The 21,604-nt window shown below is 38.7% G+C and carries 26 protein-coding genes and 2 pseudogenes; 13 read left to right on the top strand and 15 right to left on the bottom strand.

The annotated features are described in order from the left end of the window. Window positions 1–93: 93 nt before the first annotated feature. The 8 genes and pseudogenes from MKP09_RS00610 to rfbB form a co-directional block, all read right to left on the bottom strand. On the bottom strand, window positions 94–597 hold the full coding sequence (locus tag MKP09_RS00610) for an RNA polymerase sigma factor (protein ID WP_240825570.1): 504 nt from the start codon (window positions 595–597) through the stop codon (window positions 94–96). A gap of 117 nt (window positions 598–714) precedes the next feature. Beyond that, the gene (locus tag MKP09_RS00605; protein ID WP_240825569.1) at window positions 715–1,389 is read right to left on the bottom strand and encodes a tyrosine-protein phosphatase; all 675 of its coding nucleotides are present in this window, start codon (window positions 1,387–1,389) and stop codon (window positions 715–717) included. 94 nt (window positions 1,390–1,483) lie between these two features. After that, on the bottom strand, window positions 1,484–2,464 hold the full coding sequence (locus tag MKP09_RS00600; protein WP_240825567.1) for a UDP-glucuronic acid decarboxylase family protein: 981 nt from the start codon (window positions 2,462–2,464) through the stop codon (window positions 1,484–1,486). A gap of 265 nt (window positions 2,465–2,729) precedes the next feature. Beyond that, window positions 2,730–4,045, bottom strand: a pseudogene (locus MKP09_RS00595) (UDP-glucose dehydrogenase family protein). A 177-nt stretch (window positions 4,046–4,222) separates the two neighbouring features. After that, on the bottom strand, window positions 4,223–4,804 hold the full coding sequence (locus tag MKP09_RS00590; protein WP_240825565.1) for an acyltransferase: 582 nt from the start codon (window positions 4,802–4,804) through the stop codon (window positions 4,223–4,225). A 5-nt stretch (window positions 4,805–4,809) separates the two neighbouring features. Further along, window positions 4,810–5,664 carry a glucose-1-phosphate thymidylyltransferase RfbA gene (gene rfbA, locus MKP09_RS00585; RefSeq protein ID WP_240825563.1) on the bottom strand — a complete coding sequence of 285 codons (855 nt, stop codon included), beginning with the start codon at window positions 5,662–5,664 and terminating at the stop codon, window positions 4,810–4,812. A gap of 33 nt (window positions 5,665–5,697) precedes the next feature. After that, on the bottom strand, window positions 5,698–6,102 hold the full coding sequence (locus tag MKP09_RS00580) for a GxxExxY protein (protein WP_240825550.1): 405 nt from the start codon (window positions 6,100–6,102) through the stop codon (window positions 5,698–5,700). 16 nt (window positions 6,103–6,118) lie between these two features. Next, a complete protein-coding gene (gene rfbB, locus MKP09_RS00575) occupies window positions 6,119–7,183 on the bottom strand; it encodes a dTDP-glucose 4,6-dehydratase (protein WP_240825548.1) in 1,065 nt (354 codons plus the stop codon). Window positions 7,184–7,427: 244 nt separating this feature from the next. On the opposite strand from rfbB, the gene MKP09_RS00570 reads away from it, so the two are divergent. Continuing rightward, window positions 7,428–7,709 (top strand): DUF5009 domain-containing protein, encoded by a 282-nt coding sequence (locus MKP09_RS00570; protein WP_240825546.1) that lies wholly within the window; start codon window positions 7,428–7,430, stop codon window positions 7,707–7,709. Between the two features lie 14 nt (window positions 7,710–7,723). After that, window positions 7,724–8,287 (top strand): hypothetical protein, encoded by a 564-nt coding sequence (locus MKP09_RS00565; RefSeq protein ID WP_240825544.1) that lies wholly within the window; start codon window positions 7,724–7,726, stop codon window positions 8,285–8,287. A gap of 302 nt (window positions 8,288–8,589) precedes the next feature. Here the strand turns inward: MKP09_RS00565 and MKP09_RS00560 are convergent, their stop codons facing one another. After that, window positions 8,590–9,159, bottom strand: a complete 570-nt coding sequence (locus MKP09_RS00560; protein ID WP_240825542.1) for a 2'-5' RNA ligase family protein — start codon at window positions 9,157–9,159, stop codon at window positions 8,590–8,592. A 233-nt stretch (window positions 9,160–9,392) separates the two neighbouring features. On the opposite strand from MKP09_RS00560, the gene MKP09_RS00555 reads away from it, so the two are divergent. The 5 genes and pseudogenes from MKP09_RS00555 (at window position 9,393) to MKP09_RS00545 (ending at window position 12,007) form a co-directional block, all read left to right on the top strand. Beyond that, the gene (locus MKP09_RS00555; RefSeq protein WP_262915049.1) at window positions 9,393–9,953 is read left to right on the top strand and encodes a penicillin-binding transpeptidase domain-containing protein; all 561 of its coding nucleotides are present in this window, start codon (window positions 9,393–9,395) and stop codon (window positions 9,951–9,953) included. A 10-nt stretch (window positions 9,954–9,963) separates the two neighbouring features. Beyond that, window positions 9,964–10,197, top strand: coding sequence for a penicillin-binding transpeptidase domain-containing protein (locus MKP09_RS25090; protein ID WP_262915048.1), 234 nt, complete (start codon window positions 9,964–9,966; stop codon window positions 10,195–10,197). A gap of 52 nt (window positions 10,198–10,249) precedes the next feature. Beyond that, window positions 10,250–11,278 (top strand): VWA domain-containing protein, encoded by a 1,029-nt coding sequence (locus MKP09_RS00550; RefSeq protein ID WP_240825540.1) that lies wholly within the window; start codon window positions 10,250–10,252, stop codon window positions 11,276–11,278. A gap of 378 nt (window positions 11,279–11,656) precedes the next feature. Then, window positions 11,657–11,749 (top strand): annotated as a pseudogene (locus MKP09_RS27735) (tetratricopeptide repeat protein); the annotation flags it as partial. A gap of 63 nt (window positions 11,750–11,812) precedes the next feature. Further along, entirely contained in the window at window positions 11,813–12,007 is a 195-nt protein-coding gene (locus MKP09_RS00545; RefSeq protein WP_240825539.1) for a hypothetical protein, read from the top strand. A gap of 45 nt (window positions 12,008–12,052) precedes the next feature. Here MKP09_RS00545 and MKP09_RS00540 read toward each other — a convergent pair whose 3' ends face one another. The 4 genes from MKP09_RS00540 to MKP09_RS00525 form a co-directional block, all read right to left on the bottom strand. Further along, window positions 12,053–12,484 (bottom strand): nuclear transport factor 2 family protein, encoded by a 432-nt coding sequence (locus MKP09_RS00540; protein ID WP_240825538.1) that lies wholly within the window; start codon window positions 12,482–12,484, stop codon window positions 12,053–12,055. A gap of 17 nt (window positions 12,485–12,501) precedes the next feature. Further along, window positions 12,502–13,158 carry a phosphatidylserine decarboxylase family protein gene (locus tag MKP09_RS00535; RefSeq protein ID WP_240825536.1) on the bottom strand — a complete coding sequence of 219 codons (657 nt, stop codon included), beginning with the start codon at window positions 13,156–13,158 and terminating at the stop codon, window positions 12,502–12,504. Between the two features lie 113 nt (window positions 13,159–13,271). After that, window positions 13,272–14,102 carry an energy transducer TonB gene (locus tag MKP09_RS00530; protein WP_240825528.1) on the bottom strand — a complete coding sequence of 277 codons (831 nt, stop codon included), beginning with the start codon at window positions 14,100–14,102 and terminating at the stop codon, window positions 13,272–13,274. A gap of 340 nt (window positions 14,103–14,442) precedes the next feature. Then, on the bottom strand, window positions 14,443–14,934 hold the full coding sequence (locus MKP09_RS00525) for an ExbD/TolR family protein (RefSeq protein WP_240825501.1): 492 nt from the start codon (window positions 14,932–14,934) through the stop codon (window positions 14,443–14,445). 55 nt (window positions 14,935–14,989) lie between these two features. Here MKP09_RS00525 and MKP09_RS00520 point away from each other — a divergent pair, with 55 nt between their 5' ends. Next, entirely contained in the window at window positions 14,990–15,727 is a 738-nt protein-coding gene (locus tag MKP09_RS00520) for a suppressor of fused domain protein (protein ID WP_240825499.1), read from the top strand. A gap of 112 nt (window positions 15,728–15,839) precedes the next feature. Here MKP09_RS00520 and MKP09_RS00515 read toward each other — a convergent pair whose 3' ends face one another. Both MKP09_RS00515 and MKP09_RS00510 read right to left on the bottom strand, forming a co-directional pair. After that, window positions 15,840–17,774: a M1 family metallopeptidase gene (locus tag MKP09_RS00515; protein ID WP_240825497.1), complete on the bottom strand. Its 1,935-nt coding sequence runs from the start codon at window positions 17,772–17,774 to the stop codon at window positions 15,840–15,842. A gap of 161 nt (window positions 17,775–17,935) precedes the next feature. Continuing rightward, the gene (locus tag MKP09_RS00510; protein WP_240825495.1) at window positions 17,936–18,430 is read right to left on the bottom strand and encodes a DUF6702 family protein; all 495 of its coding nucleotides are present in this window, start codon (window positions 18,428–18,430) and stop codon (window positions 17,936–17,938) included. A gap of 93 nt (window positions 18,431–18,523) precedes the next feature. Here MKP09_RS00510 and MKP09_RS28810 point away from each other — a divergent pair, with 93 nt between their 5' ends. The 5 genes from MKP09_RS28810 to MKP09_RS00485 all read left to right on the top strand — a co-directional run bounded on the left by MKP09_RS28810 (window position 18,524) and on the right by MKP09_RS00485 (window position 21,582). Next, a complete protein-coding gene (locus MKP09_RS28810) occupies window positions 18,524–18,814 on the top strand; it encodes a HupE/UreJ family protein (RefSeq protein WP_240825493.1) in 291 nt (96 codons plus the stop codon). Continuing rightward, window positions 18,778–19,098: a HupE/UreJ family protein gene (locus MKP09_RS28805; protein WP_240825489.1), complete on the top strand. Its 321-nt coding sequence runs from the start codon at window positions 18,778–18,780 to the stop codon at window positions 19,096–19,098. Before MKP09_RS28810 ends, MKP09_RS28805 begins: the two co-directional genes overlap by 37 nt. 116 nt (window positions 19,099–19,214) lie before the next feature. Then, on the top strand, window positions 19,215–19,949 hold the full coding sequence (locus tag MKP09_RS00495; protein WP_240825486.1) for a gluzincin family metallopeptidase: 735 nt from the start codon (window positions 19,215–19,217) through the stop codon (window positions 19,947–19,949). After that, complete coding sequence (locus MKP09_RS00490; protein WP_240825483.1) at window positions 19,859–20,254, top strand: hypothetical protein; 396 nt, start codon at window positions 19,859–19,861, stop codon at window positions 20,252–20,254. Before MKP09_RS00495 ends, MKP09_RS00490 begins: the two co-directional genes overlap by 91 nt. 5 nt (window positions 20,255–20,259) lie before the next feature. After that, on the top strand, window positions 20,260–21,582 hold the full coding sequence (locus MKP09_RS00485; protein WP_240825480.1) for a M1 family aminopeptidase: 1,323 nt from the start codon (window positions 20,260–20,262) through the stop codon (window positions 21,580–21,582). Window positions 21,583–21,604 lie beyond the last annotated feature (22 nt).

The following is a 21,604-nucleotide window of genomic DNA, read 5'->3' as shown; positions in this document are numbered from 1 at the left end:
GCACCACAAAGGAAGAGTGCGACGCAACAAAGATGATAGTTGCACTACAGCTGGTCACATAAAAAATCCCGCTTTTTTAGCGGGATAATATTTTTAATACCGGTTGATCTGTTCTTTCAGCAATTTGCGCGCAAAGTGTATGCGGCTTTTGATGGTACCAAGTGGTTCATTCAGGTATTCTGAAATTTCCTGGTATTTGTAGCCTTCAAAATATAATTTAAAAGGCACTTTAAAAGTTTCAGGAAGCGCATCCACAGCGGCTTCTATTTCTTTTTGCCTTAAACTACTTTCAGCTGAATTTGCTACTGATACCTGGCGTAAATTGATCAGGTAATCTTCAGGTGTATTGTCGAAAACCGTTCTGCGCTTAGCGTTACGGCGATAATCATTAATAAAAATATTACGCATGATGGTAAACAACCACGCTTTAATATTGGTACCTGAATTGTATTTCTCTTTGTTGGCTAATGCCTTGTATAGGGTTTCCTGGTAAAGGTCGTTAGCCGTTTCGTTGTTCTTTGTCAGATTAACTGCAAATGGCTTTAAAAATCCTGCATTGTCAACCAGTAAATCGCTAAACTCTTTTTCTTTTTCCATGCTGCCCTAATATTTTCTTGTGAAGAAATGTGGTCAAAATTAATATTTAACTATCAATTTAACCTTGCTGCCAGGAAATATTACAAAAATTTTACCGAATGAGAAAATATGACAATACTACAGTTGATTGTTAACAATTCTGCCGCTATTGACAAGTGTTTTTACCTCCTGGCTGACATTAATTGTTTTTAGACGCGCCAAATGACCAGTATGATGCATGTCCGTACCAATAAAATCGTAAAAATCATGTTTTACAAAATAATTGGCCATTTCTGAAACTGTTTTGCCATATCCTCCGGTTGCAGATAAGAGATTTAGCTGGAACATACAGCCATTATCCTTAAGATCGTGAAGCACATCATACTGCTTATATAAATAAGTATATCGTTCTGGATGCGCTAAAATAGGCTGGTACCCCGCCATCTGAACATCAAATAATATCTCCTTCATATTCATTGACATGTGCATGACAGAAAATTCCACCAAAACCATATTATCTTTTACGGTAAGCAGCGGTTCCTTTTTTTGCAAAAGTTCGGAAAGATGATCATCTAAAAAATATTCAGCGGCAGCATGTATTTCTATATCGATACTTCTTTTGTTTAATTCTTCACGAACATCATCAAGCTTTGAATGGATAATTTCAGGTGTGTTTTTATAAATATCCCATAATATGTGAGGAGTGGTAATAAGTTTGGAATAGCCTTGGTTCTTAAGTCCTTCGATCAACTCCATAGATGTTTCCATGTCGGAAGCTCCGTCATCAATGCCTGGCAGTAAATGCGAGTGCATGTCCGTTTTCAAAACGCTGCAATCAAATGAACCCCGTTTTTCTTTTTATTAAATAATCCAAACATAAACAGTTCTTACGCATCAAAAATAAAACTTATTTCGAAGACGCAAACTCCTTTGGCTGCTTAAACCACTCCTCTGGAGGGAGGGACTTAAAATAGTTGTAGGTTTCTGCAAGACCTTCTGACCTGTTTACTGTAGGTTCCCAGTTCAGAATTGCCCTGGCTTTTGTTATATCTGGCTTGCGTTGCTTTGGGTCATCAACAGGTAAAGGCTTGTAAACGATCTTTACGGTATTGCCGGTTAAAGCCAACACCTCTTCTGCAAAATCCTTTAAAGATATTTCATCGGGGTTGCCAATATTTACCGGATGTACATAATCACTTAACAATAAACGATAAATACCATCAACCAAATCATTTACATAACAAAAACTGCGCGTTTGCGAGCCGTCTCCAAAAACCGTTATATTCTCGCCACGCAATGCTTGTCCAATGAATGCCGGCAATGCACGTCCGTCGTTAAGTCTCATGCGCGGTCCGTAAGTATTGAAAATGCGTATAATCCTCGTTTCTACTTTATGAAAAGTGTGATAAGCCATTGTAATCGACTCCATGTAGCGCTTTGCCTCATCATACACGCCGCGCGGGCCAACAGGATTTACATTACCCCAGTATTCTTCTGTTTGAGGATGTACTAATGGATCTCCGTAAACCTCGCTGGTGGAAGCAACTAAGATTCTTGCTCCTTTTGCCTTCGCCAGTCCCAAACAATTGTGAGTTCCCATCGCTCCTACTTTAAGGGTTTGAATAGGAATCTTTAAATAATCGATTGGGCTTGCAGGAGAAGCAAAGTGTAGAATATAATCAAGGTTACCCGGAACATGAATGTATTTGGTAACATCATGATGGTAAAACTCAAACTCCGGATTAGGAAACAAATGTTCCAGATTTTTAAGGTCGCCGGTGATCAGATTATCCATCGCTATTACATGATAACCTTCTTTTATGAACCTGTCGCACAAGTGTGATCCTAAAAAACCAGCAGCACCTGTTACTAATACTCTTTTTTTCATCCTTACTATTTTAATTTTATTGTCCGGGCTCATGAATAGAACTCATCTTCCTTGCCACGCTCGCTTCAACTGTAAAATATAACTCAACCTATATATTCTTCGCCATTGTCTGAACCAGGATTTTATTGGATTATAAGATTAACAGTACTTGAAAATAATCAATGTTCAGTTTTCAACAATCAATCTCCAATAACTGTAACCTGAAACTTTAAACCATTATCACCCGTCCGAACCGGGTTCATCCGGGCGGGCATCATCACAATGGCTAATTAGCAATTATTTTCCGTCCAATGCTATTATAATAAAATCCAAGCTCTTCCATTTTTTCAAGGCTGTACACATTTCTGCCATCAAACACGACTTTATTTTTCAGATCCTTTACCATACGCTCAAAATCAGGATTTCTAAACTCGCTCCACTCCGTTACTATTAGCAAAGCATCTGCATCTTTTAATCCAAAATATTGATCTTTCGCGTAATTAATTTTGTCACCGAATATACTTTTCACGTTTTGCATAGCCTCCGGATCAAACACAGTTACTTTAGCGCCTGCATCAAGTAACTCTTGTATAAGGTCGAGAGCGGGAGCATCGCGAATATCGTCCGTTTCCGGTTTAAATGCCAGTCCCCACATTGCAAATTTTTTGCCCTTGAGTTGATTCTTATAATATTTTTTGATTTTCTTGAACAGAATTGTTTTTTGATTCTTATTCACCTTCATCACAGTATCCAGCAATTTAAAATCGTACTTGCTTTGTTTGGATGTATGATGCAGCGCAAGTACATCTTTAGGGAAACAGCTTCCTCCGTAACCTATTCCAGGAAACAGAAAGCGCTTACCAATGCGACTGTCGCTGCCAATACCAATTCTTACAAGATCAACATTCGCACCAGTCAGTTCACACAAATTCGCTACTTCGTTCATATAAGAAATACGCATGGCCAAATAGGAATTAGCTACATATTTAGTCATTTCCGAGCTACGCTCGTCCATAAAATATATTGGGTTCCCCTGACGCAAAAAAGGCTGATAAAGCTCATTCATCGCATCGCGCGCACGGTCTGAAGATGTACCAATAACAACTCTATCTGGTTTTAAAAAATCGTCTACCGCAATACCTTCGCGTAAAAATTCTGGATTTGATACAACATCAAAAAGGTCATTCGAAAGTTTTTTGCTCAATACTTCGGCAACCTTTTCAGCAGTTCCAACAGGAACTGTGCTTTTGTTAACGATTACTTTGTATTCTGTAATAATAGCTGACAGATCTGCTGCTACCTGAAGTATATATTTAAGATCGGCGGAACCATTTTCACCGGGTGGTGTAGGTAAGGCAAGAAATATAATATCAGATTTTTTTACTGCTGTTTTAAGATCAGTACTGAAAACAATTCGTTTTTCTTTGATATTTCTTTGCAAAAGAACATCAAGACCCGGTTCATAAATAGGGCATTTGCCTTTTTTAATTTGGCAATTTTTTCTTTGTTTACATCAACGCAGTGAACAATATTCCCTGTTTCGGCAAAACAGGTTCCGGTAACTAAACCTACATAACCAGTACCAACTACAGCAATTTTCATCTGTTTATTTTTTATTTTGATTTAGAGATTTGCCAGGCCTACTTAATTACAAGTAACATCAGGAGGGTTACAATTTATTTTGGTTTGAATGTACGCAAATGTAATTCTAAAAAAATATATTCAGATACATTTTAAAGTATTTAGTCAAATACTGCGGCTATTAAATCACATACTACCTCAGCCTATATTTTTTACCGAGACTATTCCTTCCTTCAGAATATATGCTTTCTTCGTTTTGGGGCAGCTGTATTTACCAAACTCATTGAATGATATCCTTTCTCCCATTTCATTAACCCAGCCTATTTGCTTAGCCGGATTGCCCACCATTAATGTGTAATCAGGAATATCTTTTGTTACAACAGCGCCTGCGCCAACAAACGCGTATTTGCCTATTTCAACACCGCAAACAATTGTAGCGTTGGCACCTATTGTAGCTCCTTTTTTAATCAAAGTAGGTTTGAATTCCTGTTTGCGATCTACTGCGCTTCGTGGATTAATTACGTTGGTAAAAACCGCCGATGGACCAATAAATACTTCATCTTCGCAAATGACGCCTTCGTATAATGAAACATTATTTTGGATCTTAACTTTATTACCGACAACAACCTTATCGCCGATAAAAACATTTTGTCCCAAAATGCAAGCCTGGCCAATCACAGCAGTGCCCATGACATGGCAAAAATGCCAGATTTTGGTGTCGAGGCCAATTTCTGCGCCTTCATCTACAATTGACGTAGGATGTACATAATGGTCAGCCACTATAATTACAGCTTTTTTAGGTATTCTCCATAACCGCTCTTGATAAGTTCGTCACCCAACACACCCAACTGATCTTTAGTAATAAATCCGTTGCGCCAGGCAATCTCTTCAATGCAGCCAATTTTAGTGCCTTGTCTTTTTTCAATCACACGAACAAACTCTGCCGCATCTGTCAAAGAATCGAACGTGCCGGTATCCAACCAGGCAGTTCCTCTGTCAAGTACAGACACATGAAGTTTTTCTTCTTTTAAGTATATTTTATTAATGTCCGTGATCTCATATTCGCCACGGGCAGAGGGTTCTAATTGCCTTGCTATATCCACTACACCATTATCATAAAAGTACAAGCCGGGTACAGCATAATTAGATTTAGGTTGTTCAGGTTTCTCCTCAATCGATATCGCTTTCATATTTTCGTCAAACTCTACTACTCCATATCTTTCCGGATCGCTAACCCGGTAAGCAAAAACATATCCACCTTCAACATCTGTGAGCTTTTTTAGCTGAGTGCCTAAACCAGTCCCGTAAAAAATATTATCGCCCAGTATCAATGCCACTTTATCATTGCCTATAAATTCAGCGCCAATTACAAAAGCCTGTGCTAATCCGTTGGGTACTTCCTGAACCGCGTATTCGAACCTGCAGCCAATGCGCGAACCATCGCCCAATAGTCTTTTAAAACTAGGGTTATCTTCCGGCGTAGTAATAATCAAAACTTCATTTATCCCTGCCATCATCAAAACAGACAACGGATAATAGATCATTGGCTTATCATAAATAGGCATTAACTGCTTACTTATTGCCTTAGTTATCGGATACAATCGTGTGCCGGAACCGCCGGCGAGAATAATGCCTTTCATTTTTTTAATCTAATTTTGCGAATGAAATACGAATTATTGCGAATGGTTGTCGCGGATGTTGGGGTTAATGATTCTTTTATAAACGAGTGATTTTTCACCAAAATTCACCAATAGTCCTAACCTTTTGTTTGATGCTTTCAGGTAATTTAACACTTGTCTTTCAAAGTCTTTTATCAGGAAACTAACTGCTTTAATTTCAAGTAAAATATCTTCATAACAAACAAAGTCTATCTTAAAATACTTATCCAACCATACATTTCCAAAAAGTATCCGCAGTTTCTTTTCTTTTTCAAACACGATGCCTGAACTTTCAAGTTCTTTTCCTAAAGCTTCTACATAAACCGATTCTAAAAACCCAGCACCTAATGCTGAATGAACACGCATACAAGCCCCGATTATAGCATGACTTTCTTCTTTATATATAATTTCGGAAGCCATTTCGCATTAATTCGTTTTAATTTGCTTCATTCGCATATTGTCCCTCATAATATTTCTGGTAATCGCCGCTTGTTACATTGTTGAGCCATTCCTTGTTCTCCAAAAACCAGTCGATAGTTTTGGAAAGGCCTTCTTCAAATGTTACTGATGGTGACCAGCCCAGTTCTTTATTTATTTTTGTAGCATCAATTGCGTATCTTAAATCATGCCCCGGACGGTCTTTTACAAAGGTGATCAACTTTTGGCTCTCGCCTGCTTCACGTCCCAGTTTTTCATCCATTTGCTTGCAAAGCAATTGCACCAGGTCAATATTCTTCCATTCATTAAATCCGCCAACATTATATTTTTCAGCATTTTTACCTTCATGAAAAACAAGATCGATCGCCCGCGCATGATCGATTACGTACAGCCAGTCGCGCGTATATTTTCCATCACCGTAAACGGGAAGTGGCTTGTGATTGATGATATTATGAATCATCAGCGGAATTAGTTTTTCCGGAAAATGATTCGGACCATAATTGTTAGAACAATTCGTCAGCACAATTGGCAACCCATAAGTATCAGCGTAAGCATATACAAAATGGTCTGACGACGCTTTGGATGCGGAATAAGGCGAATGTGGATCGTAAGCTGTCTCTTCAGTAAAAAAACCCGTATCGCCTAAAGCACCGTAAACCTCATCCGTTGAAACATGGTGAAATCTTTTGCCTTCAAAATTATCCTTCCATTGTTCTTTAGCAGCGTTGAGTAAATTTACGGTACCTATCACATTGGTGTAAACAAAATCCAAAGGAGATGTAATTGACCGGTCAACGTGGCTTTCAGCGGCCAGATGTATAATTCCATCCGGCTTATGTTTGTCAAACACAGCCTTTACAGCATCAGCATCTACAATATTTACTTTTTCAAAAGTATAATTCGGCTTGTCTTCAATATCTTTTAAATTTTCAAGATTGCCGGCATACGTAAGCGCATCCAGGTTTACTATCTTGTAATCAGGATATTTATTCACAAACAAACGGACAACATGGGAACCGATAAATCCAGCACCGCCGGTAATAAGAATGGTCTTGTTAGGCATAATATTAAACTAATTTTTATACAGGACAGGTTGCAAATATAATAGTAAGACACCTGTAATGTGCATATTTATGCAGCCTTAACCTCATTTTATTAAAATGAATCTTGCGTATATTTATAATCTGTCCTTTAATAGTAAAATAAACAAATGAAACGTCCATGATAAATTATTTCTCACACAGAAAAATGTATGTGACGTCATTCGACCAAAATCGCAGCGAAGCTGCAAACTAAAAAGTATACGAATGAAAGTACGTTACCGCTCTTTAGACATATTCAGAGGTGCAACCGTTTGCCTCATGATTTTGGTAAATAATCCGGGAAGCTGGTCGCATATATACGGCCCTTTAAAACATGCGCCCTGGCACGGATTAACCCCAACCGACCTCGTTTTCCCCTTTTTTCTTTTTGCTGTGGGAAACGCAATGGCATTTGTAATTCCGAAATTAAAAGAAGCCGGAGACTCCGTTTTTTGGAAAAAAATATTAAAAAGAACATTGCTCATTTTTGGCATAGGGCTTTTTTAAACTGGTATCCATTTATGCGATGGCATGAAGGAAGCCTTGAATTTATTGGATGGGTAAATCAACATAATCCCGAAAAGGGTGTGCGTATTTTTGGTGTGCTACAGCGTATTGCTGTCTGTTACTTTTTCGCATCGGTTATTGTGTATTATCTAAAACCAAAAGCCGCCTGGCTTTTTTCCCTTTTATTTCTTTTACTTTACTGGGTTATTTGTGTTTTAGGAAATCCTGCTGATCCCTTTAGCCTCAATAGCTGGATTGGAACTGATATTGATAAAGCGATTCTACACATTCCTCACATGTATAAAGGAGAAGGTATTCCGTTCGATCCCGAAGGCCTATTAAGCACCATTCCGGCTATTGTTGAAGTTGTGCTGGGTTTTTTCATCGGAACTTATATTAAAAACAACGCTGTTTTAGTTGAACCAAACGCTATTTACAAAATGCTTACCGGGTTGTTTATTACAGGAATCACTTTACTTATCACCGGCCTTTGCTGGGACATGGTTTTTCCTATCAATAAAAAATATGGACCAGCTCCTATACCATTTATACTATTGGACTTGCTGTTATTACTTTAGCAACGATGATCTATTTAATAGAAGTAAAAAATTATCGAGGCTTTCCAACCAGCTTTTTTGAAGTATTTGGCAAGAACCCATTATTCATTTTTGCCTTGAGTGCTTTTCTGCCGAAAACAGCAGCTTTGTTTACTTCGGATGATGGAGTCAATTTTTGGAACGGGCTTTATAAAAATGTATTCATACATATTCCTGGCGACCCACGGCTAGGCTCACTGGCCTACGCCCTAACGATCATTGTTTTTATGTGGGCTATTTGCTGGTGGCTGGATAAAAAAGAATTTATATCAAAGTATAATTTTTCACACACTGATCAGCATATTCTGAAATTCCATTCTTCTGAGTATTTGCCAACTGCTAAATCCTTCCATCCTTTTCAGCAGCAACATTTCATTGGCTATATATGTGGCTGAAAACGATTTTCGTTCATACACTTTCCAGCTTTTTGAAACCTGGAATGGCAGCAACCTTTTTGCAAGGGTGATGCGCGGATGTGGATTAAAGCGTGCGTCCTGAACATAGGAAAGATTATCTTTTATCTGTCCGATAAGCATTTTCAATGCGGCTTGTTCTTCAACTTCTATAAATATCTCCCCGCTTTCAATGTGTCCAAAATTTTTCAAATGCATTTTAAAGGGCATAAATCCCAGCGCAATCTTATTTAAAATATCAACCACCGAATCCTCTTTTGATTCAGTTTGTGCAAAGGATGCCAAATAAACAAAAGGATCTCCACCAGGTATTACTAACCCTTTATAATCAGCATCAAACTCAACTTTAATATCAGCGATTTTCCTTTTAACCGACGCTGGCAAATCAACTATCAAGCGATAATCATTCAAGCTGTCATATGTGTTAATAATATTTTTCACAACCAATTACATATAAGTATATAACAATACGTATGCCATTTAGTAGTTAAAAAATGCTAAAAAACCTTCCTAAACATTGCTACACTTATTTTTGCAAAACTTATGCTTAGTAAAAAAATAATTATGAACCCAACAGCAGTACTACTATTGGGCAATCTTGCGTCGCACTCTTCAACAGCAGTAATTCTTATCAGCAGAAAAAGAGCATCAGGCTCTTAAAGTTCTTTGCAATTATGATTGTAATTGCCGGCTTTACATCCTGTATGCAGAACGACGTAAAGGAAGACGACGTTCCTAAAAAATATTTCGATGAAAATAAACTGAATGGCTGCTTTGCACTCTATAATAACGGCACGGGTGTATTTACTGTTTACAACCTGAAAAGGTATCGCGACAGTGCTTTTTTACCTGCATCTACATTTAAAATCGTTAATTCACTTATTGGCTTGCAAACCGGGAAAATCTCCAGCGATAGCATGGTAATTGCCTGGGATGGTGTTAAACGCCCAATTGAAGCATGGAATAAAGACCTGAACATGTACCAGGCGTTTCGCGCATCGGCAGTTCCCTATTATCAGGAAGTAGCTCGCCGAATAGGAAAAGATACGATGCAGTTTTGGCTTGATTCTCTTCAATACGGCGCAGGAAAAGATAAAAAGAATTATAAAATATCAACTATCGACACTTTCTGGCTCGATAATTCCTTAAAAATAACTCCAGATCAAAACCTTGGCGTTGTAAAACAATTATATTTTGATGAGCTTCCTTTTTCAAAGTGTATCAGCAAAAAGTAAAGCATATGCTATGCTGTTCGAAGATAATTCCAACTACAAATTATCTTATAAAACAGGTTGGGCGCAAACAGAAAAAGGCCATGCATTGGGATGGATTGTTGGGTGGATAGAGGAAAATAAACATCCCTATTTTTTCGTTTTAAATGTAGAATCTCCTGATCCGGATTTTGACATGTCAACAGTACGGTTAAAAATGCTGAAAGACATTTTAAAAGAATATGGTTTTTTTGAAGGAAGGATGTAGGAAGAGTCGATAGTCAATGGACAATGGTCGATGGACTATAAACCTATAATTTATGAACAACTTTCAATTCCAATACAGTTTTTTTATCTGGCTTTTACTGGCCGTTATCATTTTTTTATTGCTCTTCATCGGCATTAAAAAATGGAAGAGGCGTGTTGTTAAAAAGATAGGAACTCCGTCATTAGTAAAGGCTATGTTGCACCGTTATAGTCCCCGGCGTTTTACACTAAAGTTTGTTTTGATTTGTATCGCTTTCATCATGGGTGTTTTAGCAGTAATGAATTTACGAAAGCCCGGCGGCAGCGATGGTATTACACGCGAAGGCATTGATGTGGTTTTTGCGTTGGATGTGAGCAGAAGTATGCTGGCCGAAGATATTGAACCGAATCGTTTAGAACGGGCGAAACAACTTATCAGCAAGTTGATGGACGCGTTGCCCGAAAGCCGCGTGGGGCTTATTCTTTTTGCGGGGAAAGCTTATGTACAAATGCCGCTCAGTTCTGATCATGGCGCTGCGCAGATGTTTGTAAGCGAAGCTTCGCCGGATGCGGTGCCCATGAAAGGAACAGTAATAAGCGATGCGTTGCAGGAAAGCCTCAATGCTTTTGGCGAGCGTGATACAAAATACAGAGCCGTGGTTCTCATTTCCGACGGGGAAGATCATGATGAAGAAAGTCTTGATCTATCGAAAGAATTAGCACAGCGTGGATTGATGGTGAATACTGTTGGCATTGGTTCTCCAGCAGGAAGTTTTATACCAGACGATTCTACAAAAGGGCACAAAATAGATGAAGAAACAGGCGTGGAAATTATTTCTAAATTAAATGAACAAGAGCTAAAGCAGATAGCAAATAACACAAAAGGCATATATGTTCATTTGGAGAACAGCGATGATGCAGTAAAGCAAATAACGGCCAACCTTTCTCAAATAGATAAAAAAGTTACCGGCGACACGAGCCTGATGAGCTTCTCTTACTACTTCTGGATTTTTGTAGGTATCATGCTTGTATTATTAATTTGGGAACAATTATTGCCTGAAGGAAGAAGAAAGAAAAGTGGAAAGTTGAGCGTTGACAGATGACAGTTTTCAAGACCTCCGAGGTTTTAAAAACCTCGGAGGTCTAAGCAACAGAGAATGAATAGGATGCCATATATTCATCAGTACAAGGGAGTGACACAACAAAGATGAGTTATGTTCATTAGCCGGTTCAATAAAATATAATGCGAAAGAATTTACTATTCATATTGTTTTTATTTATTGCGAAGCTTTCATTGGCTCAAAACCAGGAAAGTTATATCAAAGAAGGAAATGAGTTTTTTAAAAAGGTCAACTGGCCGAAGCCATTTCCAGCTATGATAAAGTAACAAACGAACCCTTGAAATACACCGCGCTGATAAACAAAGGAACCGCCTTGTTTAAGCAAAAAAATTTGAGGAAGCAACAAAGGTTTATCAACAAATAAACGCGTCTAAAACAGCAAGTTCGGTTTTAAAATCGGGAGCTTATTATAATACAGGTGTTGTTTATAGCAATCAGACCAAAGTAGAAGAAAGTATTGAGGCTTATAAGGCAGCATTACGTCTAAATCCAAAAGACAATAAAGCCAGAGAAAATTTGCAAAAGGCTTTATCCGAACTCAAGAAAAGTGGCGGTGGCTCAGATAAACCTCAGCAAGCGCAAGAATCCAAATTAAATAAAGATCAGGCAAGACAACAACTGGACAGATTAGAACAGAAAGAAAAAAACACGCAAAGCAAAGTGGCGAACAAAAAAACGCCATTTGGCGGCAGCGTAGGAAAAGACTGGTAGAAACGGAAAATGTTTAATGTTGAATTTACAAGCGCTGATAAAAACTTATTGCACAGGCGGCTTTACTGCCTGACGCGCCAATAAAATCCATTTAGTTCCCTGCTTTTGCCACACGGTCATTACTTTTAAAGTAACGTGTCCGGGCTTATTGTTATCATTAGTATCCGCATCAAATAGGTGACGAATAATAGCTGTATTACCTGTAATATCAACTGTTTGATCGGTAATATTGATTTTTACAAAATCGGAAGCGCCCGTTTTAAATGTCTGTAAAAATTGTTCCTTATTTTCTATTTTCCCGCTGGAATGGCCATAAGTAAGTTTGGGAGACGCCATGCCGTTTAATGCTTTCAGGTCGCTATCTTCTAAAGCCTTTACAAATTGAGATACAGTTTTTTCAACCTGGCCTGCGTAACTATGTTGTGCATTGGTATTAATACAAAAGACAATTGCAATAATGAATAAGATATGTTTCATCTGTTCTGTTTTTAATTTTACCAATGAGCAATTTCTGTAATGCCGCCTACAGCAACATCGCCAATTTTTACCTTTATGTCTGCATTTAAAGGCAGCAATAAATCTACACGAGAACCAAATTTAATGAACCCCATTTCACCAGCCTGGGTCACTTTATCACCGACAGACAAATAATTTACAATACGTTTAGCTAGCGCTCCCGCAATTTGTTTGGTTAATACCTCCTTGTCACCTACGCGATAAACATTGCTGTGGCGCTCATTTTCGGTAGATGATTTAGGATGCCAGGCTACTAAATATTTCCCTTTGTGGTATTGATTATACACCACTTCGCCCGCCACCGGATTTCTGTTCACATGCACATTTAATGGACTCATAAAAATAGAAACCTGAATGCGTCTGTCACTAAAATATTCATCGGCCTGCACTTCTTCAATAACCACAACTTTGCCGTCGCATGGCGCAACAACTGCGCTTGGATTAATGGTGTAGTTTCTGTTGGGTATCCTGAAAAAGGAAATGACCAATCCTAAAACCACCAAAGTAACAATCAACAAAAAATAAAAAATAATGGGATAAGACGGGTATAAAAATTTATAAGTAAGAAAATTTATCAGCAGAAATAAAATCACTGCTATTATTATGGAACCTTTTCCTTCTCGATGCAACGTCATGTAATAATTTTTTTGTGTTGCAAATTTAAGTGATAATGCCACGAATACACGAATAAGAAAAAATATTCGTGCATTTGTGGCAAACTGTTTCGGCACAGCAAACCATGTTAATCTTATTGCTCTACCACCTGAAAAGTTATGGGTTGCTTTCGATAGGCTTTTACCTCGTGACTATTTTGAAAAGCAGGTTTCCATTTTCCTGATCTTTTGATAACACGCATGGCTTCTTGTTCCATACCAAATCCTTTATTAGTAAGAGGTTTAATGTTACTTACGTTTCCTTGTTTATCAACAATAAATTCTATAATAACCGTATAAAGCCCTGGCGCTGCACCATTGTCTACGGCCACCTCACCGGAAAGATTTCTTTCCAGAAAACGTCTCCAGTCGCCGATATATGAAGCTTCTATTTCTACTTTTATAAAAGTTTTATCATCGTCTTCTTTAGGCCTTGATGACGTTATTAAACCTCTGTCTCCGTCCAGCGATTCGGGAGGCACTACAATATTTGCGTTTGCAATACCATCCTGCGTAATATTACTGATTTTTGTATCGACAAGATCAGTCTGCGTAGGTGGCGGCTCTACGATTGGCTCGTTAGTTAAAACGGGCGTTGTATAATCAATTGTTTTAATTTTTGGTACTTCTACTTTCGGTGCTGGCGGCGGTGGTGGCGGTGGGGGAAGTTCTTCTTCAATGGGCTCAACATTTGATATGGTAACATCAGGAATAATCCTTAATACATCGCTTTCAACCGTTTTGGCAAAAGTGCTTTTTAACCAGGCTCCACCACCAATAGTAATGCAAATGCCTGCTGTAATTAAAAGTGCCTTCGTCATCCGTTGCCGATAATGCCTCCGTAGTTCGTAAGCGCCGTAACTTTTGTTTCGTCCATCAAATACAATGTCGAGTAAATCTGCTGTGAGAATTTTTGCTGTTTCCATGATTTTTTAATTTGTGATTTGAGATTTGTTGTTGAGATTTTATGTATTGTTGGTCAGCCGGAGACCGTCAGACCAGGTAGCGCTGTCATCTGCCATTTGTCAGCTATTTGCCGTGCATACCAATCCCGTTATCCTTTTGGATTTATTTTTTTAACCTTAAATGAATTGAATTTTTATTTTACGCTTTCCAATGCTGCCAGTTCTATTTCGTCAGGATCAACAAGTGCATATCGAGCGATCCGATTGATCGTCATTTCATCTAATAACGACACAATTGTTTGGTAATCTGCATTGATCGTTGGCTTAATTAAAATGGTAAGATTCTTTTGCCTGCAATCATCTATATCGGTTTTGTTAGCAACGGCCTTTGCTTCGCAAGCCTCATCTGTCCTATATTTGGCAACAACTTCCTTTTTTTATCTATGATCTTTTTCCTGATATCAGCTAATGAACTTTTCTTAAAGTTGCCGCCATCTGCCGAAGGTTTGCCTTCATAATAAAAAATCGATCCGCCTTTATCGGCAATAATACTAAGCGCGCCAGATTCAGAAGTAGGTGTAGGAGACCCATCGTCTTTTGGCATGAAAAGATCCATTGCTTTTGGCTCATTCATCGTGGCTGTAAATATGAAAAATGTGATTAGTAAAAATCCAAGGTCTACCATTGGTGTCATGTCAATTCGCAAAGCCGCTGTTTTTCGTCTGGTCGAAAATCCGCGCTGCGGGCGGGTTGCAGTTGGGTTTATATCTATGCTTGCCATAGCTGTGTATTTATTATTGAGAAACGCTGCACAGCTTTTTCCATAATCTAAATCGAAAAAACTTAAAAGCATATTGATGCTTTTTGCAAAATAGAAAGTACATTTAGATACAAAACCTTTGCTACTTATGACAGAACAGGAATATTCAGATGAGGATGATTTAGTACATCGCTATGATAACAAATCATCTAAGAATTTTACACCGGCTTTTGGAGATGAGGAAAATATCGAAGCTATTTCCAAACATATAGAAAAGCATGTTGGGAAAATTGATGTTGTTTTTCATGAAATCGTTTCTGATTTAGTGCATCTAGACGTTCATTGGGTAAAACCGTCAAAGCAATTCCCATTCCAAACACTTGTTACTTCCGGCATGAGTGATAAACCCATGTCTGTTCCTGCAGGCTTTGATTTGGAGGAATACAGATATGCAGAATTATGCATTTTACTTCCAGAAAACTGGATATTGGAAGGTCTGAATGATCAAACTAATAAAGATAATATTACGGATGAAAAGAATTATTGGCCCATACGCTGGTTAAAAACAATTGCCCGTTTTCCGCATGAATATAATACGTGGCTGGGATATGGACATACAATACCAAACGGAGAAGGAGCAGCGCCTTTTGCTGAAAACACAGCGTTCGGATGTATGATTTTAATGCCCAGCCTTAGCTTGGGAGGGAGATTTTACACATTAAAAATTAATAGAGAAAAAACTATCCATTTTCATTGCTTATACCCGCTTTATAAAGAAGAAATGGATTTTAAATTAAAAGAAGGATTTGACGCTTTACTACAAAAATTTGACTTATTTAATGTAACTGATATAGTTGATATAAAAAGACCCAACACCTGCTTGTAGCTCATTAAAAAGCCTCACAGAAATTTAATCTGTGAGGCTTTATGATCAGTTATATTCTACAGTACAAGAGTGCGACGCAAGACTGATGCCATATATTCTTCAGCCGGGAGCATTATTTCGTCCAAACGTTGTTAACGCGGTTCCAATCGGGCAACTTATTATCAGGGTCAATTTTAACTTCTTTGATTTCGCTGGTTGTTGGAAGCGTAAAGGTGTAAGTATTTCCACGTTGCCATATTTCAACAGGCAGGGTTATACGCTCTTCCTTACCATTCGCTTCTTTAACCAAAACAGTAACCGGCATAGGCATCTGTTCAAGATTTTCAATAGTTACAGCCGAACCGTTTGCCGGAAGATTTTCTTTGTAAGTTATTCCTTTTACAGCCTGATCAATCTTCCAGGTGTTTAATACCCATCCGCGCCAGAACCAGGAAAGATCCTCACCACCTACGTTTTCCATAGTGCGGAAGAAATCCCATGGCGAAGGATGTTTGAAGGCCCAACGGCTGACATACTCCCTGAAAGCAGCATCAAAACGATCTGCACCCAGCACGTTATCGCGCAAAGCATGCAGCATTTGAGATGGCTTATAATAAGCTGTTACGCCAAGGCTTCTTTGTTGTACCGCATCGGGTACCGTGTACAATCCATCAATTCTTTCCGAAAAAGATGCTTTGCCGGCATCGCCAGATTCAGGCTTAAAGAACTCTCCATTATTAAATGCTTCAGTAGAAAAGTCGTTGATGAACGTGTTAAAACCTTCGTCCATCCAGGCATATTTTCTTTCGTTACTGCCTACTATCATTGGAAACCATGAATGTCCAAACTCGTGATCGGTCACGCCCCACAGGCCGCGACCCTTCGCCTTGTAACCGCAAAATACAATACCCGGATACTCCATACCGCCAACAATGCCCGCTACGTTTGTTGCTGCCGGATAAGGAAACTCAAACCATTTTTTCGAGTAGTGTTCGATAGAAGCTTTCGTAAATTCAGTACTGCGCTCCCATCCATCATTGCCAATAGACTCAATAGGATACGCACTTAGCGCCATACATTTTTTGCCACTTGGTAAATTTATTTTAGCACCGTCAAACACAAATGCTTTTGATGCAGCCCAGGCAACATCACGTGTGTTTTGAATTTTGAACTTCCAGGTGTTGGTGGCTTTTGTAGTTTTAATTTTTTTATTTACTTCTTCTTCGCTACGTATCGTAACCGTTTTTTCGCTGTTCTTTGCTTCGGCATATCTTTTTGCTTCTGTAGCAGAAAGGCATTCCGTAGGATTCAATAATTCACCAGAACCAACAACAATCATATCTGAAGGAGCTGTTACTGAAAAATCAATATCGCCATATTCAAGATAAAACTCGCCCTGGCCTACATAAGGCAACACGTTCCAACCTTGCAGATCGTCGTACACACACATGCGAGGAAACCATTGTGCGATTTCATACACCCAACCATTTTTAGTTTGCAAACGACCCATACGGTCAGTGCCATAAACCGGAACTGTGAAGGACCATTCAATATTAAGTTTTGCTTTGCCTGCATTCTTTAGCCCATCCTGTAACCACACTTGCAAGCGCGTATCAGTAATGGTATATTTTGGTGTGTATTTTTTCCCATTTATTTCTACAGATACAGATTTAATTACAGCGCCATCTGTAAAACCGGTATTGGCCCAGCGTCCGCCAGCAGCAGTTGTTGTAGCAGATCCGCGCGAATCTTCACGATAAATATTTTGATCTAATTGTAGCCACAAAAATTTTAAATTGTCTGGGCTGTTATTCGTGTAAGTCAATTCTTCGCTTCCGGAAACCAGGTGTTTACTGGTATCAATAGCACAACTGATTTTATAATCGGCGCGGTTTTGCCAGTATTTTGGCCCCGGCTCACCGGAGGCGCTTCTAAATTCAGTACCCGGGTAAGGATAAAACTGAGGATTGAACGCTTCTTTAGCATTATACTTAGATTCTGTGGTTTGTGCAAATGATGACATCGCAAAAGCCATCAACAAAAAGGAAAAGAGTAATTTATGCCTCATGTAAAAAATTTAAAGCGATGAATTTACAGTAAATTTCGAAATACAGACAGTAATAATATGATGAGCGGTATGATCAGTATAATAAGGGAATAGCAAGGTAGCGAGTAGGTTGGCATTTTTTGCCTACTTGCTACACCCCAATTTTCTATTTGCTAACTTACTCAAAACGACACATTCACTTCCTTATCAGGATAAACTAACTTATTGCTTTTCCGTTTTCCATTATAAATGAAGTGAATGATGTTGACCTGGTCATCAAATAAATCATACAATACTGTTTTTTGTACATTGATTTTTTGAGGGTTGAAAGAAGGTGCGTTAGCAATGGAATAAACATATACCGCCTCATGATCAATTTCCCATCCATAAAGCTGAAGCGGTAAAATTTTCTGATCCGACTTAACGCTAAGGTGTGTAGAAATATATTTTTTGATCAATGCTGTCATTTGCGGACGAACCGATCGATCAGACAAATCCACTTTTTGCTTATATAATTTGTTTAATACGTTTTCAAAATCATCTGTAAATATTTTGGTGCTAATTTCGATCCTTTTAGTTTTGGCGTCGTACTCCATTTCAGTAGCACTTACATGATACGGATGTACATTTGTCAACAAAAACAACGATAGCAACCATTTATTTATTAATAATACCATTGACATATTTTGCAAAAATACTATTATGACAAAAGATTAGCTTTATTCGTTACATGAACGGTTCTTATTAACATGTAAACATTTCAACTTAACATGACCGACTTTGTTTTTTATTTCGTCGAAGGCTGGAAACACATTATCAGTGCAGACGCTTTGGATCATCAGCTGTTCATCCTGGCACTGGCCATTGTATATACTTTCACTGATTGGAAAAAAGTTTTGATTTTAGTAACGGCATTTACTATTGGTCATTCTTTAACCTTAGCGCTTAGTGTGCTTGATGTGATAAGCGTGTCATCTTCATGGGTTGAGTTTTTAATACCTGTAACCATTGTACTTACAGCGCTTTGGAACATGATAAATGGCAAGCCCGTAAAAATGTAAACGCCAATTATTTCCTGGCCCTCTTCTTCGGGTTGATACATGGTTTAGGCTTTGCCAACTCCATAAGAATGATGTTGGCAAGCGATCAATCATTAGGTTGGGGGCTGTTCGGATTTAATGTCGGACTGGAAGCGGGACAGGTCGTTGTTGTTTTTATCATCCTTCTTATCAGTAAATTGTTGCTGGATATTGCTAAGGTTCCTCAAAGAATTTATATTTTCGTGGTGTCGCTGGCAGTTTTTGCTTTCGCTGCAAAAATGGCAATTGAAAGAATTCCTGGTTAATTTTATGTCCCGGCTGAAGAATATGTGGCATCGGTCTTGCGTCGCACCTTTCAACCGCAGTACATAATTCATCCTATATATTCTCAAAAAATAATAATTACGATCAAAAAGAAAATATGTCAAAATTATCACTGTTTATTATCTCCATTTTTTGCTGCTCCGTTTCTATTGCACAAGACATTCAAAACAATCCCACCAGCAATCATGGTAATAAATTTGAGCAATTAGGTACTATTCTTCCCACCGCCAATGAATATAGAACAGCAAGCGGGGCACCAGGCCCAAAGTATTGGCAGCAGCGCTGTGATTATACTATTAAGTGCGAACTGGACGAGAAAAATAATGTGCTGACAGGCAGCGAAACCTTAAACTATTTTAATAATTCGCCAGATGTACTTACTTATATCTGGTTTCAGCTCGACGAAAATGAGCATAGCAATATTAACAACGCCAATTACCAAAATGCTTCACGCATGCCGCAGACCATGACCGACAATATGCTGAAAGGGCTTAAAGAAGAAAGTGGTGAGATTGACAATGGCAATGGCATTAAAATAAAAAAGCTCACAGACGCCAACGGTGCCGCATTAAAATACACCATCAATAAAACAATGATGCGCGTTGATTTACCGGCGCCTTTAAAACCAGGACAAAAATATATACTGAAAATTGATTGGTCTTATAAAGTAACTGACCGCATGAAATACGGCGGCGCGGAGGTTATGAACATTTTGAAGAAGATGGAAATAATTTGTACACAATGGCGCAGTGGTATCCGCGCGTGTGTGTTTACAGCGACTTTCAGGGATGGCAAAATCACCAATTTACCGGACGCGGAGAATTTGCATTAACCTTTGGAAATTTTGATGTAGAAATGACGGTGCCTGCCGACCATATTGTTGGCTCAACCGGAGAATGTCAAAACTATGCACAAGTATTAACATCCTCACAAATGGCTCGCTACAATCAGGCTAAAAATGCTAAAGAGCCAGTTGAAATTGTGACGCTTGCTGATGCAACTGCCGCAGAAAAAACAAAAGCACACAAAAGAAAACATGGAATTTTAAAGCAGATAACGTTCGTGATTTTGCATGGACCTCTTCCAGAAAATTTATTTGGGATGGCATGCCGCAACTCATCAATGGTAAAAAAATAATGTGTATGAGCTTTTATGGCAAAGAGGCTTATGCATTATACAGAAAATTTTCTACCCGCGCCGTAGCGCATACAATTAAAACCTATTCCGATTTCACATTCCCTTATCCATATCCTGTAGCGCAAAGTGTTGAAGCTGCCAACGGAATGGAATATCCGATGATCTGCTTTAATTATGGCCGAACCGACAAAGACGGAACGTATAGCGAAAGCACGAAAAACGGGATGCTTGGGGTTGTAATTCACGAAGTAGGTCATAACTTTTTTCCAATGATCGTGAATAGCGATGAACGCCAGTGGACATGGATGGATGAAGGCCTTAACAGTTTTGTAGAATATCTTACCGAAGAACTTTGGGATAATAAATTTCCTACTAAAAAAGGTTGGGCAGGCGCTATTGTAGATTATATGAAATTGCCAAAAGATCAATTGGAACCCGTAATGAGCAACTCGGAAAATATTATTGGATTTGGTCCAAATGCTTATACAAAACCTGCAACAGCGTTAAACATTCTTCGCGAAACCGTTATGGGGCGTGAGCTTTTCGACTTTGCTTTTAAAGAGTATGCACGTCGATGGGCCTTCAAACACCCCACTCCTGCCGACTTATTCAGAACAATGGAAGATGCGAGCGGCGAAGACTTAGACTGGTTTTGGAGAGGTTGGTTTTACGGCATTCAGCCGGTTGATATTTCTTTAGATACGGTAAAGTATGCCAAAGCAGATCTTAACAGCGAACTTCCAAAAGGGCGCCTGATAGAAAGAAAAGTTGATGCGCCTGCGCAAAATCCTTACGATGATATTTCAAAAATCCGCAATCGTGAAGACAAAAGCATAAAATTTTACACAGATTTAGATACGGATGCACGGGATTTTTACTGGCGTTATGCACGCGGCATGGAAAAGGTAGATACATCTGAAAGTTTTACGATAGACGTTCCCATGAGCGTAACGGCTTTAACACCCGAAGCGAAAGAAAAATTTGCCAATAGTTATTTTTATGAACTTAGCTTTAGTAACAAAGGTGGGTTGGTAATGCCGATTATTATTGAGTGGACTTACAAGGACGGCTCTAAAGAAATAGATCGCATACCAGCACAAATATGGAGGTATGACGAAACAGAAGTGAAAAAGTTTTTTGTAAAAAATAAAGAAGTAAGTTCTATTCAATTAGACCCATTACAAGAAACTGCGGATATAGATGTGACGAATAATACTTGGGGCAAAATGCCTGCGCCTACAAGGTTTAAGGCCTTTTCTCAAAAAACAGATGCCGGTCCACGCCGCGGCCAAAGTGTAGGAAGGAACCCGATGCAAGCAGCGAAGTAGATCCCTACCCCTAAAGGGGAAT

The organism is Paraniabella ginsengisoli (assembly GCF_022513635.1).
GTDB classification, from domain to species: Bacteria; Bacteroidota; Bacteroidia; order Chitinophagales; family Chitinophagaceae; genus Niabella; species Niabella ginsengisoli.
This window is presented reverse-complemented; position numbering and strand designations above follow the sequence as displayed.

What these genes read in the sequence shown, in the direction of transcription:
- rfbA (WP_240825563.1), bottom strand. Translation starts at nt 5,664, where the DNA reads ATGAAAGGCATTATTCTCGCCGGCGGTTCCGGCACACGATTGTATCCG.
- MKP09_RS00600 (WP_240825567.1), bottom strand. Translation starts at nt 2,464, where the DNA reads ATGAAAAAAAGAGTATTAGTAACAGGTGCTGCTGGTTTTTTAGGATCA.
- rfbB (WP_240825548.1), bottom strand. Translation starts at nt 7,183, where the DNA reads ATGCCTAACAAGACCATTCTTATTACCGGCGGTGCTGGATTTATCGGT.
- MKP09_RS00510 (WP_240825495.1), bottom strand. Translation starts at nt 18,430, where the DNA reads ATGGTATTATTAATAAATAAATGGTTGCTATCGTTGTTTTTGTTGACA.
- MKP09_RS00555 (WP_262915049.1), top strand. Translation starts at nt 9,393, where the DNA reads ATGATTGTAATTGCCGGCTTTACATCCTGTATGCAGAACGACGTAAAG.
- MKP09_RS00610 (WP_240825570.1), bottom strand. Translation starts at nt 597, where the DNA reads ATGGAAAAAGAAAAAGAGTTTAGCGATTTACTGGTTGACAATGCAGGA.
- MKP09_RS25090 (WP_262915048.1), top strand. Translation starts at nt 9,964, where the DNA reads ATGCTGTTCGAAGATAATTCCAACTACAAATTATCTTATAAAACAGGT.
- MKP09_RS00550 (WP_240825540.1), top strand. Translation starts at nt 10,250, where the DNA reads ATGAACAACTTTCAATTCCAATACAGTTTTTTTATCTGGCTTTTACTG.
- MKP09_RS00565 (WP_240825544.1), top strand. Translation starts at nt 7,724, where the DNA reads ATGCGATGGCATGAAGGAAGCCTTGAATTTATTGGATGGGTAAATCAA.
- MKP09_RS00520 (WP_240825499.1), top strand. Translation starts at nt 14,990, where the DNA reads ATGACAGAACAGGAATATTCAGATGAGGATGATTTAGTACATCGCTAT.
- MKP09_RS00580 (WP_240825550.1), bottom strand. Translation starts at nt 6,102, where the DNA reads ATGGCTTCCGAAATTATATATAAAGAAGAAAGTCATGCTATAATCGGG.
- MKP09_RS28810 (WP_240825493.1), top strand. Translation starts at nt 18,524, where the DNA reads ATGACCGACTTTGTTTTTTATTTCGTCGAAGGCTGGAAACACATTATC.
- MKP09_RS00490 (WP_240825483.1), top strand. Translation starts at nt 19,859, where the DNA reads ATGGCGCAGTGGTATCCGCGCGTGTGTGTTTACAGCGACTTTCAGGGA.
- MKP09_RS00570 (WP_240825546.1), top strand. Translation starts at nt 7,428, where the DNA reads ATGAAAGTACGTTACCGCTCTTTAGACATATTCAGAGGTGCAACCGTT.
- MKP09_RS00530 (WP_240825528.1), bottom strand. Translation starts at nt 14,102, where the DNA reads ATGGAAACAGCAAAAATTCTCACAGCAGATTTACTCGACATTGTATTT.
- MKP09_RS00495 (WP_240825486.1), top strand. Translation starts at nt 19,215, where the DNA reads ATGTCAAAATTATCACTGTTTATTATCTCCATTTTTTGCTGCTCCGTT.
- MKP09_RS00540 (WP_240825538.1), bottom strand. Translation starts at nt 12,484, where the DNA reads ATGAAACATATCTTATTCATTATTGCAATTGTCTTTTGTATTAATACC.
- MKP09_RS00525 (WP_240825501.1), bottom strand. Translation starts at nt 14,934, where the DNA reads ATGCTTTTAAGTTTTTTCGATTTAGATTATGGAAAAAGCTGTGCAGCG.
- MKP09_RS00515 (WP_240825497.1), bottom strand. Translation starts at nt 17,774, where the DNA reads ATGAGGCATAAATTACTCTTTTCCTTTTTGTTGATGGCTTTTGCGATG.
- MKP09_RS00605 (WP_240825569.1), bottom strand. Translation starts at nt 1,389, where the DNA reads ATGCACTCGCATTTACTGCCAGGCATTGATGACGGAGCTTCCGACATG.
- MKP09_RS00535 (WP_240825536.1), bottom strand. Translation starts at nt 13,158, where the DNA reads ATGACGTTGCATCGAGAAGGAAAAGGTTCCATAATAATAGCAGTGATT.
- MKP09_RS00485 (WP_240825480.1), top strand. Translation starts at nt 20,260, where the DNA reads ATGAGCTTTTATGGCAAAGAGGCTTATGCATTATACAGAAAATTTTCT.